Annotated in this window: 14 protein-coding genes and 1 pseudogene; 5 read left to right on the top strand and 10 right to left on the bottom strand. The window is 54.6% G+C overall.

Annotation, left to right across the window (positions count from 1 at the left end; translation table 11 throughout):
- Positions 1-331: 331 nt before the first annotated feature.
- The 4 genes and pseudogenes from J9253_RS09880 to J9253_RS09865 form a co-directional block, all read right to left on the bottom strand.
- Positions 332-1,806 (bottom strand): annotated as a pseudogene (locus tag J9253_RS09880) (ISNCY family transposase).
- 149 nt (positions 1,807-1,955) lie between these two features.
- On the bottom strand, positions 1,956-2,360 hold the full coding sequence (locus tag J9253_RS09875) for an RNA-guided endonuclease InsQ/TnpB family protein (protein WP_228291561.1): 405 nt from the start codon (positions 2,358-2,360) through the stop codon (positions 1,956-1,958).
- A gap of 19 nt (positions 2,361-2,379) precedes the next feature.
- A complete protein-coding gene (gene tnpC, locus J9253_RS09870) occupies positions 2,380-3,879 on the bottom strand; it encodes an IS66 family transposase (RefSeq protein ID WP_210223604.1) in 1,500 nt (499 codons plus the stop codon).
- A 3-nt stretch (positions 3,880-3,882) separates the two neighbouring features.
- Positions 3,883-4,761: an RNA-guided endonuclease InsQ/TnpB family protein gene (locus tag J9253_RS09865; RefSeq protein ID WP_210224409.1), complete on the bottom strand. Its 879-nt coding sequence runs from the start codon at positions 4,759-4,761 to the stop codon at positions 3,883-3,885.
- A 164-nt stretch (positions 4,762-4,925) separates the two neighbouring features.
- Between J9253_RS09865 and arsC the strand changes: the two genes are divergently transcribed.
- From arsC to J9253_RS09840, 5 genes are read left to right on the top strand one after another with little or no spacing between them, the layout of a single operon-like run.
- The gene (gene arsC, locus J9253_RS09860; RefSeq protein WP_210224408.1) at positions 4,926-5,279 is read left to right on the top strand and encodes an arsenate reductase (glutaredoxin); all 354 of its coding nucleotides are present in this window, start codon (positions 4,926-4,928) and stop codon (positions 5,277-5,279) included.
- Positions 5,276-5,863: an NAD(P)H:quinone oxidoreductase gene (wrbA, locus tag J9253_RS09855; RefSeq protein ID WP_210224407.1), complete on the top strand. Its 588-nt coding sequence runs from the start codon at positions 5,276-5,278 to the stop codon at positions 5,861-5,863. The genes arsC and wrbA overlap by 4 nt, the downstream gene beginning before the upstream one ends.
- Positions 5,860-6,207 carry a DUF2069 domain-containing protein gene (locus J9253_RS09850; RefSeq protein WP_210224406.1) on the top strand — a complete coding sequence of 116 codons (348 nt, stop codon included), beginning with the start codon at positions 5,860-5,862 and terminating at the stop codon, positions 6,205-6,207. Before wrbA ends, J9253_RS09850 begins: the two co-directional genes overlap by 4 nt.
- Positions 6,207-6,686: a 2-C-methyl-D-erythritol 2,4-cyclodiphosphate synthase gene (gene ispF, locus J9253_RS09845; protein WP_210224588.1), complete on the top strand. Its 480-nt coding sequence runs from the start codon at positions 6,207-6,209 to the stop codon at positions 6,684-6,686. The genes J9253_RS09850 and ispF overlap by 1 nt, the downstream gene beginning before the upstream one ends.
- Complete coding sequence (locus J9253_RS09840) at positions 6,679-6,972, top strand: 4a-hydroxytetrahydrobiopterin dehydratase (RefSeq protein WP_210224405.1); 294 nt, start codon at positions 6,679-6,681, stop codon at positions 6,970-6,972. Before ispF ends, J9253_RS09840 begins: the two co-directional genes overlap by 8 nt.
- Here the strand turns inward: J9253_RS09840 and J9253_RS09835 are convergent.
- The 6 genes from J9253_RS09835 to accC all read right to left on the bottom strand — a co-directional run bounded on the left by J9253_RS09835 (position 6,969) and on the right by accC (position 11,967).
- Complete coding sequence (locus tag J9253_RS09835; RefSeq protein ID WP_210224404.1) at positions 6,969-7,394, bottom strand: HEAT repeat domain-containing protein; 426 nt, start codon at positions 7,392-7,394, stop codon at positions 6,969-6,971. The genes J9253_RS09840 and J9253_RS09835 overlap by 4 nt on opposite strands.
- 2 nt (positions 7,395-7,396) lie before the next feature.
- Positions 7,397-8,245, bottom strand: coding sequence for a tRNA glutamyl-Q(34) synthetase GluQRS (gluQRS, locus tag J9253_RS09830; protein ID WP_210224403.1), 849 nt, complete (start codon positions 8,243-8,245; stop codon positions 7,397-7,399).
- A gap of 14 nt (positions 8,246-8,259) precedes the next feature.
- A complete protein-coding gene (dksA, locus tag J9253_RS09825) occupies positions 8,260-8,715 on the bottom strand; it encodes an RNA polymerase-binding protein DksA (protein ID WP_210224402.1) in 456 nt (151 codons plus the stop codon).
- A gap of 185 nt (positions 8,716-8,900) precedes the next feature.
- Positions 8,901-9,623, bottom strand: a complete 723-nt coding sequence (locus J9253_RS09820; RefSeq protein ID WP_210224401.1) for a zinc-ribbon and DUF3426 domain-containing protein — start codon at positions 9,621-9,623, stop codon at positions 8,901-8,903.
- A 110-nt stretch (positions 9,624-9,733) separates the two neighbouring features.
- Complete coding sequence (gene prmA, locus J9253_RS09815) at positions 9,734-10,627, bottom strand: 50S ribosomal protein L11 methyltransferase (protein ID WP_210224400.1); 894 nt, start codon at positions 10,625-10,627, stop codon at positions 9,734-9,736.
- A complete protein-coding gene (gene accC / locus J9253_RS09810) occupies positions 10,624-11,967 on the bottom strand; it encodes an acetyl-CoA carboxylase biotin carboxylase subunit (RefSeq protein ID WP_210224399.1) in 1,344 nt (447 codons plus the stop codon). The genes prmA and accC overlap by 4 nt, the downstream gene beginning before the upstream one ends.
- Positions 11,968-11,978 lie beyond the last annotated feature (11 nt).

Raw genomic sequence — 11,978 nt, 5'->3', positions numbered from 1 at the left:
CAATGGTCATGATCGCTGGGTAAAAGGCTTCCCCACTTGCACACCAGCCCTCATCCCGCTAGATTGCAGGGCAAATCTTGACATCCTCCCCTCCCTGAAGGAAGGGGATTCCTACTGCATTCAGCTAGATAGTGTCTGACCGAAAAAGCCTTCCTGCCGCCACGAGTGCCCAATTTTAGTCCATGCAGCCGTTTTCCCCGCCACCTTCTGGCAAGCACGAGGGTAAAACGCTGGGTTTCAAGGCATGGCTGGCAGCGCAGGCTTGCCTTCGGTGCAGGGGCTGCCCTGCCTTCCCGGCATTTTCCCTCATCGGTCGGCGTTGTGGGGTGGTTCAGGCGGCTTGGCGCTGTCGTCGGCGTTCATCCTTCTGCAAGGCCTCCAACGCCCTGGCCTGTAAAATGGCCCCGACCTTTTGCAGGTTCCTGCCCACCACCGCCAGTGCCACATAGCGCTTGAAGCGTTCCAGCCCCCGGTCGGGGCAATAGTCCAGCCCATGGACTTCCAGTGCGTTGATGCCGGATTCCACCGCTGAGTGCTGGCGTCTGGCCTGGACAAACGCCGGGTCGGTTTCACGGGCAGTGTCCGCCTGGCTCCAGCGGCCTTTTTCGGCAACACCACCCGGTCGAGCAGTTCGGCCAGTTCGCGCTGGTCTGGCCGGTGAGTGGAACCCCTTGTCAAAGCTGCACGCGCTCAGGGAGGGGAACAGCGCTTTGGCTTGCTTAACCATGGTCACGGCAATCTCACTGTCGGGGCAGTGTTGCATCACTTGGTGGTGGAGGATGAAGCCGTCAGCCGATTCCATCACGCACACGTTCAGGCCCAGCTCCACCGGCACACCGGCTTTGCCCTTGCTGAGCCATTCGCTGTAATCCTCGAAGAGGGAGAAGATCTTGTCGCCGTGGGGGATGGTTTCCCCGTCCAGCACCCGCCGCCGCACCAGGTCAACCTGATGCCACCCGTACCCCAGCCAGCGCTGGAGGTCGTTGCCCGACCGGCTGTCCAGCAGGCTGAGGGGCAGGTCAGCCACCGTTTCCTCCACTTTCGACAACAGCGCGGCGCACAGGCCCAGGTAGGTGTGGTGGGCGTCACGGATGGCCTGTTGCCGGGTGGCCTGCTTGTCCGGGTCTTGGGAGCTGGAGTGCTTGAGCTTCTGCGCATGACGGCAGGCTTTCTTCACCTGGCGGAGATTGTACTGCCATTGCCGCCAGCGGCTGTCGCCGTGCCCTTCACACCAATCGGCCACCGTGCGCACCGAACAACGCACCGCGTCGTACAACAGGTTGATGTCGGTCGGGTAGTGGATGTTGCTTTCCACCACGAAGGAGTCACAACGGGCGCTCAGCGGCGCGGCTTTTTTTTTAGCAGCTTGTGACCGGCCTCCACCACCAACTGGTTGATGCGTTGCAGGCTGGCTTCGTCCACCAGAGCGGCGTTGTCCTTGACCGTTTGCAGCTTGTACTCATCGTCATCATCCCAGAAACCATGCCCCAGCATCTGACGGATGCTGCGGTGCTGGTTCGCCATCTCCAGCAGCCGGTCATAGTCCCAGTTCAGGTTCACCCGCAATGTCGCCAGCACCAGCGCATTCCACAGATCCATGCCGGGGCGTCCACGGCTGGCGTCCACCTCCGCCGGAACCCGCTTTTCCAGCACCGCAAACACCGCCTCACGCAGTTCGTCTGTCACATAAATGTATTGCAGCCCTTGCAACACCTGCGGGATGTCGTCCCGCGAACGTGGGTTGAAGGTCAGCCTGCCGATGTCAGCGTGACCCAGGCGAAGTTGGCGGGCGATCACTTCACGCATCGTGTGTCTCCTGCGAAGTTTGGCGGATGGATGCCCTATTTTGCCCTATTTTGGGCGCTTTTGCAGCTTTCTGGCCTGCTTCCGGGAAATCTTAGGGCAAGGAAAACGGGCGTAGCATCTTGATCGGAAAAGGGTTTTAGGGTTTCCGGTCAGACACTAGATAGCTGACTGACTTCGGTGGGTTCCTGCTTCATCGAGCGGCTTAAGGCCGCATCTCCACAGGCTAACAAGCGGTATCCCCGCTCTAAAACATTGATCGCGCCGACATGATCGGCGTTATTTTCGTAATGGCATTGCACACACACAAACCGCGCTTGCGTCTGACGATTGTCCGCCGCTACATGGTGACATTCGGGGCATTCCTGACTGGTGTAATGCGGTGGAATAGCGAACAATATACCGCCCTTCCATGCCATTTTATAATCCAGTTGCCGTCGAAATTCACCCCAGCCTTGGTCGAGAATGGCTTTGTTTAAGCCGGATTTCTGGGCAACGTTCTTGCCGGGGTTTTCCGCTGTGCCTGCCGCTGACTTGGACATATTACCGACCTGCAAATCTTCGATGAGTAACTGTTCACGGAGCAGCCCCCTTCAATACTTGCGGAGGGGGAATAGGCAAACGCACCGTCACCGGCTTTTTAGCCAATGCCTGCTGACACGCTTGGCGGATAATTCGGTAAGCGCTGATACCTAGGCGTTTGCAGGTTTCCACGATAGTCAGTATTAACGGGCGGAATTGATCACCTCGGAAAGATTGGCTAAAAAAGCTGGTCTTACGCCAGATGACATAGGGGCGGATAGCCCGTTCGGCAGCATTGTTGGTCAGAGGAACACCGGAATGACGCAAAAATGTCCATAACATCAGGTCATCATCCCGTAAGCGTTGGCACTGGTTGGCGGTTTTAGTCGGCTTATCAGGATGTTGTGCTTGACGTAAGCCGCTACCTGCTACCAATGTCTGGCGGAAGGCTTCGCGGAGTTTATCCATGCGTTGCCGGTACAACCTGTCCGAGTAAGCACCTGCGAGCTTGCGGTTATGCAAGTGGACAATCAGGCGTGCCAGACGCAGCAAACGCTTCCCTAAGATGCCTGCACGCCCGTAACGTTGTGCTATTTTTTTGAACTTACGGATAATGTGCGCCCAGCACAGTTGCCGTCGTTCATTGGGGTGGTGATTATAGCCGCCGTGCTGGTCGGTCACGAGTACGCCATTGAATTTTCCCAGCAATTCGTCCGCTGCACCTTTGCCGCGTGAGTAATGCGTCATGAAGTACACCACCTGTGGCGAACACATCACCCATAACCATTCACGTTCGCGCCCACGGTAGTGACTGGTTTCATCCGCGTTTACCACCGGGCTGCTACGCACTGCATCACCCGCCTGAGCATATAAGGGTGCTAACCAACGGCTGACGGGGGCAGTAGCCTCACTGATCGCACCGCTACTGAAGGATAACTGCCATTGTTCTTCCAGCAGTAACTGGATTTGCCGCGTGGACAGGCGGCACGCCCCGTTCATCAGGGTGATCCAACTGATCAAGCCAGCACCCATCTGCCCGCTGGGGATGTCTTCGGGTAACTCGGCTACCTGACGTTTCCCGCAGCAACTACACGTACCCGCATACAGGCGGTGTTCCGTTACTTGATAAGCAACTTCCGGTAGGTCAAATACCTGATGACGCTGGCTCGGCGTGGTTTCCAGCACCAGATGACCACCACAACGGCAACAGCCTTCGGGATAGTAATGCTGGATAGCATCCAGGCGTGATTCCTCCACCAAGGTGCGTTCATGTTTGCTGTGTCCTGGCTGACCGCCGCGTTTTAACGGGCTTTTCGGTTTGCGCTCGCGTTGGGCGCGTTGTTCGGGCGTGTCACGTGACGGGGGGTTAGAGGAGGTGGCGGAGGAGTCATTCAGGCGTTCTTTCAGTTCTGTCAGTTCCGCTTCCAGTTGTTTTACCCGTGCCTGCAACGCAACCACCAACGTCAGCAGATCACGGTTAAGCTGCTGGGAGGTGGCCAAATCGGTTGGCAACGCAATATCAGTAAAATCGGTGGTGATCGTTAGCTCGTTCATCTTTCAAGCATAGCTCAGACTCTGGCAGTTGCAAGCCCGTGAACAGTTACCTTCGATGAACACGTGCGCGTGGTTTTGGCTGAGCGTGGTCGTCGCCTTGTGCAGGAAATCGCGGCGGGTATTGGCAATTTGTGTGTGAATTTTTTGAACGTTGGCTTTGGCTTTTTTCCAGTTGTTGCTGAATTTCTGTTTGTGCGCCATACGCCGTTGGTATTTGGCGAGCTTGGCGGCTTTGGCTTTGAGGCTGTTGAGTGGCTCGATGTACGTACCATCGGAGATGGTGGCAAAACGCGCTATGCCAAGGTCGATGCCGATGCTTCGGCTACGCTCAGCACAAGTGCTGGTAGTAGCTTGGGGTGTGGGCAATTCCACTTCCCGTTGGGTTTGGATACTGACAAACCATTTACTGTCCTTGCTGGAAACCGTGACATTGCGCAGTTCACCCAACACATCCCGGCTGTTGCGGTAGCGTATCCAGCCCAGTTTTGGCAGGAAAAGTCGGCTATTACTTTGATCGAGCTTGATTTGTTTGGGGTCGGGATAACGGAAACTGTCACCGCTGCCTTTGCGCTTGAAGCGGGGGAAATCGGCGCGTTTCGCAAAGAAATTTTGGTAGGCTTTGTCGAGGTCTTTGAGCGCGTGTTGCAAGGGATGGACGGGGGAATCTTTCAGCCACGGCGTTTCTGTGCCGTTGCGCCATGCCGTCAGATGCTTTGCCATTGCCACATAACCGATGAACTTTTCACCCGCTTCATGGCTGGCTTGCTGTAACGCTAATGCCTTGTTGTACACAAACCGACACGATCCCGCGTAACGGCGCAGATGACGCTGCGTCTCACCATTGGGCATAAGTTCGTATTTGAAGGCTTGGCATCGTTGCATCTTCGGAGTGTAGCTAAAAAAGAGCGGCTTGAGTGGGTATTCTGCGTTAAACTGCGCGGATTATCCGACAAAACTACCGAACAGAGGGAGGCGTTGCCTCCCGCGCTATCCTCCCCGACCTGAAGGACGGGGTTTGCCGCGCAACCTGATCAGGAGGCCACCCCATGACCGATACGGTAACGATTTACCATAACCCACGCTGTTCCAAATCTCGCCAGACGCTGGAATTGCTGGAAGGCGAAGGCGTCACTCCCCATGTCGTGAAATACTTGGAAACCCCGCCGGATGCTGCGACCCTCAATAGCCTGCTCGACATGCTCGGTCTTGAACCCCGTGAGCTGATGCGTAAGGGTGAAGCCGAGTATGCTGACCTGAATCTTGCCAACCCTGCATTAAGCCGTGAGCAATTGCTGGTAGCGATGCTTGCCCACCCGCGCCTGATCGAGCGCCCCATCGTCGTCAAGGATGGCAAAGCGGTTATCGGACGCCCACCCACAAAGGTACTTGACCTGTTATGAAAACTGTCCTGATCCTGTATTACAGCCGCCACGGTTCTGTCAGCCAGATGGCGCAACACATTGCCCGTGGGGTGGAAAGTATTCCCGACAGCGAAGCCTGCCTGCGCACCGTGCCGGAAATCTCCGAAGTTTGCGAAGCCGTGGCTGACAGCATTCCTGACAGTGGCGCACCCTATGTCACGCTGGATGATCTGAAAACCTGTGATGCGCTGGCGCTCGGCAGTCCGGGGCGTTTTGGCAATATGGCAGCACCGTTGAAATATTTCCTCGAAAAAACCAGTAGTCTGTGGTTATCGGGTACCTTGACGGGCAAACCAGCGGGGGTTTTTACCTCGACCTCCAGCTTGCACGGTGGGCAAGAATCAACCTTGCTGTCGATGATGTTGCCGCTGTTGCACCACGGCATGATCATTTCGGGCTTGCCGTATTCGGAAGCTGACCTGATCAGTACCCAAAGCGGTGGCACACCTTATGGGCCATCGCACGTTTCTGGCAGCGACAGCGCCCGACCCTTGACGGATGAGGAAAAATGCTTGTGTTCGGCATTGGGTAAACGTCTCGCAACCTTGGCACACAAACTATGAATAAGTTTGCACTGTGGCGTAACTTGACCTTGATCGGCCTGCTGGGTTTGATGAGTTTGATTATTGTATGGAACATTGCGCTAGCGCCGGTACAACATGTGCCACCTTGGCTGGAGGTGTCGGTATTGCTTGCACCCTTGCTGCTGTTGGTACGTGGTATTTGGCAAGGTAACGCGCAAACCCACGTTTACGCCGTATTGGTGTCCTTGTTGTATCTCATGTTAGGCATTTGGATGGCTCTTGATCCCTTGGAACGGGTATACGGATATGCGCTGATTGTGTTCAGTATTTGTTTGTATGCCGGTGGTTTTATGACTGCAAAAGTGTTGGGGAAAAAAGCATGATGCGGATAGGTCATGGTTACGATGTCCACGCTTTTACCGCTGGCGACCATCTGGTATTGGGTGGGGTAAACATTCCGCACAGCCATGCCTTCAAGGCGCATTCGGATGGCGATGTGTTATTGCACGCTATTTGCGATGCGCTGCTGGGGGCGTTGGCGTTGGGGGATATTGGGCAGCATTTTCCTGACACGGCTGCGGAATACGCGAATATTGATAGCCGTATTTTGTTGCGCCATGTTTATGGGTTGGTGCGTAGCAAGGGGTATGTTGTCATCAATCTCGACAGCACCATTATTGCTCAGGCACCGAAAATGGCTCCCCATATTTTTGCGATGCGGGAAAATATTGCGGTGGATCTTGAATGTGAGGTGGGGCAGGTGAATGTGAAGGCTACGACGACTGAGAAACTGGGTTTTGCAGGGCGCAAGGAAGGTATTGCTGCCCATGCGGTTATTTTACTAGGAGAATCAATTGACTGAGAAACTAACAGATGAAGCACTGGCGGTGATTCTGGAAGGCTTGCCGGGTTGGGTGTTGCGCGATGAAAAGTTACATCGGGTGCTGACGTTTGCCGATTTTGTGGAAGCGTTCGGTTTTATGGCGCAAGTGGCGTTGGTGGCGGAGCGTATGAACCATCATCCTGAGTGGTGCAATGTTTACAAGACCTTGGCGATTAGTTTGACTACCCATGACGCGGGCGGTATTAGTCACAAGGATATTGAGCTTGCACAGGCGATTAATCGTTTGGCGGGGTATCCTGTTTAAACATCCAGTGTTTTTAGGGCATCGGTGGCTACTTCTTGGACTTCTAGGTCGCGGTCTTGTAGGCAGGTTTGTAGGAAGGGGATGGCTGTTTGGGCAGCGCTTAAACCCAGGTAGTGGCACGCGTCTGCACGGATGTTGACATCCGGGTGCTGGCTGAGTTTGCCGAGGGTGGCGACGTGTTGTTGCAGCAGGTCGGAACCAGCAAGGTCTTCCATGACAACACCGATGCCGATACGGGTGCTGAGGGCGGTGTTGGGGTCTCCCAATAGCTTTAGCAGTACTGGCATTAGCGCTGGGTCGTGTTGAAGTTGGGCGGTGACTTCTGCGGCACGTCCGGTGGACAGTTGGGCGTTGAGGCGGATGTCGGTTTCATGTTCTTCCAGCATCCAGCGGGGGAAGGTGCGCCAATGATTCGTTGCCATGTTTATGCCTGTGACTGACGGATGTTGCTAATGTCCCAATGGGCAATTGCCCAATCCCAAAGGCTGGTGAGTGTGGTGAACTCATTAGCATCCGGGCAAGTTTGCCCCAAAAAGCGTAATGCAGATACCAGCGTTTGTAAACGCCCGGATGTGCCAAGTGCCGGGGCAAGGTTTTGTTTGCTGAGCTTTTGTCCGTGTTCGTTCAATACTAGTGGTACATGCGCGTAATTAGGCTGTGGGAAGCCAAGCAATTGCTGTAGCAAGATTTGCCGGGGGGTGTTGTCTAACAAGTCAGCACCACGCACGACCTGATTGATACCTTGAAAAGCGTCGTCCACGACTACTGCTAATTGGTAAGCAAACCAGCCATCCGCCCGCAGGATGACAAAATCCCCGACTTCGCTTTCCAGACGCTGGCAATATTTCCCTTGAATGGCGTCTGTAAAACAGATGGGGTCATTGTGGGTACGCACGCGGATGGAGTGTTGCTGGTGTAGTGGGGTGTGGGGGCGTTGGCGGCAAGTGCCGGGGTAGATGGAGCCGAAGGCTTTACGGGAACAGGTGCAGGGGTAAGTGTGCTCGTGGAGGCTGGCGAGTGCAGCGTGGTAGGCGTCAAGGCGTTGGCTTTGGTAGAGGATGTCACCATCCCATGCAAAGCCGTAATCGCTCAGGGTCTGAATGATAGCGTCAGTTGCACCGGGTTGTTCGCGTGGCTTGTCGAGGTCTTCGATGCGCAACAGCCAGTTTCCGCCTGCCTGCCGAGCCGCCAGATAACTGGCGGTGGCGGCAACCAGCGAGCCAAAATGCAATGGCCCGGTGGGGGAGGGGGCAAATCTGCCAATTATCCGCAAGGCTGGTGGCGTTCTCAGACGGCCATTTGCCGTTCCTTGATTTCCTGGGTGGTTTTGCAGTCGATGCAGAGTTCAGCGGTGGGGCGAACTTCCAGACGTTGCAAACCGATTTCAACACCGCAAGCATCGCAGAAACCGTAATCATCATCATCCACGCGGGCGATAGTTTTTTCGATCTTGCGGATAAGTTTGCGTTCACGGTCGCGGGCACGCAGTTCGAGGGCGAATTCCTCTTCCTGGGTAGCACGGTCGGCTGGGTCTGAAAAGTTGGTGGCGTCTTCTTTCATGTGGTCGACGGTACGATCCACTTCTTCCATCAGGGATTTTTTCCAGGCGATGAGAATGTTACGAAAATGCGCGAGCTGCTTTTCGTTCATGTACTCTTCGCCTGCTTCGGGGATGTATGGCTCGATGCCATCAACAGGTAGGGCTGCTTTTCTTCTTAGGTAGCTTATATTGTCGGTTGCCATTTTTATCTCCAACACATTGAGTGGCAGCGGTCAGTTATATTTCGTTATTGACAAGTTGTCATTTTAGTACTGACCGATAATTTATCGCGGGGCGGATTATAGCTTAATTGCACGGAATGAACAGGTTTTTTATTGTTAATCAGGTTTTTTATCGCCAAGGTTATTCCATTTATCCTTTTATCGGTTTACATAAAGCGAAACTGAAATCTGATGGCGTCTTCCCCAGGGTCGGTAATGTTCAAAATGAGTTCGTCAGGAACGCCGATGGGCATCAGTTTTTCGGTGAAATTATGCATATATTCCTCTGGTGGGAAGCGGCGTAAGGCCAGTACCTTGTTGTTCTTGTCCAGAAAGCTGATTTCAATCAAGGGATAAGGTTGCGGGAAGGCGGCGTTATTCTGGATGGATGCGCTGATGGTTAATACCTTGGGAGCGTTGGGGTGTGAATAAATGTTACGGCTTAACAGGCTGATTGCACGCACATCACGGGGAATGGTGACATCGCAGTTCATCAGGGCGCAAAGCTGCTGGGTGAGTGCTGAGGTCATCGGCTGTTGCGCCAACCAGTTACGACTTATGTATAACACTTGCAATATCAACAGCAGTACTAGGGCGCTTACCCCGATTATCAGAAAATACCGTGAATGCCACGATTTGATGTTTAAGAAGCGCTTGAGCAGTTTTTCTAGTGGTCGGGCTGGCCTGATGGGAATGGGTTCTTCTATTTCCGCCGGTATGACTGTGCTGAGTTTGGCAAAGCGGCGCTCTTCCGGCAGTGTTTGGCTCAGGTTCTTCATGGCGTCAAAAATATTGTCGCACTCGCCGCAGCGCAGTAAGCCCTGTGCAGCTGTCAACTCTTTCATTGTGACGCGAAAAATCGCGTTGCAGTGGTTGCACTGTGTATACATGACTCCGCGCCGTTTGAGTAATCGCTTTATTCTAGTTCTTATTTTTCAAGAATGCTTATCCAAGGGTGTAGAAAATAACACCGCTTAAAAAGTTGGGCAAAAAATACAGATTAACGGCTGGATAAGTGGCGAATACCGGTGACCCTGATCCAGTCATCTTTTTGGGTAATACTGAAGTCAGTTAATGCGGGCTGGTAAGCTGTTTCAATGGCGGCGGCTTGTTCGGCGAGAATGCCGGATAATACCAGCTTGCCGCCGGGGCGTAATGCTGCCAGCAGCACAGGCGCAAGTTCCACCAGTGGGCCTGCCAGAATGTTTGCCATGACCACATCCCACGTTTGCTTGGGTAAATCTTCCGGGTAACAGGTGTGAAATTGTGCGGCGGGAATGCTGTTGCGCTCGGCATTGTCCAAGGTTGCTTGCAGGGCTTGCGGGTCAATGTCGGTGCATTCGGCGTGTTTTGCCCCGAGTTTGAGGGCTGCGATGGCTAACACCCCGGAACCACAACCGTAATCCAACACTTGCTGGCCTGCCACGTCCTGCCCATCCAGCCATTCGAGGCACAGGGCAGTGGTGGGGTGCGTGCCTGTGCCAAAGGCCAGACCGGGGTCGAGCAACAGTTTTACGCTGTCATCATCCGGTGTTTCACACCAACTTGGGTAAATCCACAGATGTTTACCAAAGCACATGGGGTGGAAGCTGTCCATCCACGCCCGTTCCCACGGCTGATCTTCCACCGTTTCCTGCATGACCGAGGCAATTTGCCAGTCGGCTTTGCGGGTTTCCAGCAATAACAGCAGGGCACTGAGGTCGGTGTCTTCCTCGTACAGCGCCGTGACGACCAGATTGTTCCACAGGCGCATTTCGCCGGGGCGTGGTTCTAGAATCGGGTCGTCTTCGGCATCCTGCCAAGTGATGGACACTGCATCAACAGCTTCCATCGCTTCAACCACAGCTTCCTGATGTTGTGAGGTGGTCTGACAGACCAGTTGTTGCCAGCTCATTTCATGCCCAACATTTTTTCGAGGTAGTGGATGTCAGCGCCACCGGCGCGGAACGTGGAATCTTCCATAATGCGGGTTTGCAGCGGGATATTGGTCTTGATGCCTTCGATGACCATTTCGCTGAGTGCGCCGTGCATCCGGTTGATGGCGGTTTCGCGGTCTTGTCCGTGGACAATCAGCTTGCCGATCATGGAGTCGTAGTAGGGCGGTACGCTGTAATCGGCGTAAATGTGTGAATCTACCCGTACACCGAGGCCACCAGGCACGTGGTAACGCGTGATCTTACCGGGTGAAGGGGCAAAGGTTTGCGGGTCTTCAGCGTTGATACGGCACTCAATGGCATGACCGTTGACCTTGATGTCTTCCTGACGCAAGGCCAGCACTTCACCAGAGGCAATCAGCAATTGCTGTTTGACCAGATCGACACCGGTAATCAGTTCGGTGACCGGGTGTTCGACTTGCAAACGGGTATTCATTTCGATGAAATAGAATTCGCCATCTTCATAGAGGAATTCAAACGTACCAGCACCACGGTAGCCGATTTTGCGGCAGGCTTCGGCAACACGGTTGCCAATGCGGGCGCGTTGCTCTTCGGTAATGAAGGGCGCGGGGGCTTCTTCCACGACTTTCTGGTTGCGGCGCTGCATGGAGCAGTCGCGTTCACACAGGTGGATGGCGTTGCCGTGGGAGTCGGCTAATACCTGCAATTCGATATGACGTGGGTGTTGGAGGAATTTTTCCATGAACACGACGTCATTACCGAAAGCTGCCTTGGCTTCGGCGCGGGTCAAGGTAACAGCAGCGACCAGTTCGTCGGCTGAGTGCACGACGCGCATACCGCGCCCGCCACCACCGCCCGTGGCTTTGACGATCAGTGGGTAGCCGATGCGCTTGCCCATTTTGAGGATTTCTTCGGGGTCTTCTGGCGTGCCGCCTTCTGAGCCGGGAACGCAGGGTACGCCCGCTGCAATCATCGCATCTTTGGCGGAAATCTTGTCACCCATCAAGCGGATGGTGTCGGCACGGGGGCCAATAAAGATGAAACCGCTGGATTCAACCCGTTCGGCGAAATCAGCATTTTCTGACAAAAAGCCATAGCCGGGGTGGATGGCATCCGCACCAGTAACTTCTGCCGCACTGATAATCGCGGGGATATTCAGGTAGCTATCGGTGGAACGTGGTGGGCCGATACACACCGACTCATCTGCCAGCCGCACGTGCTTCAGGTCGCGGTCAGCCGTGGAATGCACCGCAACGGTTTTGATGCCGAGTTCACGGCAGCCACGCAAAATGCGCAGGGCAATTTCGCCCCGGTTTGCGATCAGTACTTTTTTCAACATGTTGTCACCTC

Origin of the sequence: Thiothrix litoralis (assembly GCF_017901135.1) — a bacterium.
In the GTDB taxonomy this organism is placed as follows: Bacteria; Pseudomonadota; Gammaproteobacteria; order Thiotrichales; family Thiotrichaceae; genus Thiothrix; species Thiothrix litoralis.
This window is presented reverse-complemented; position numbering and strand designations above follow the sequence as displayed.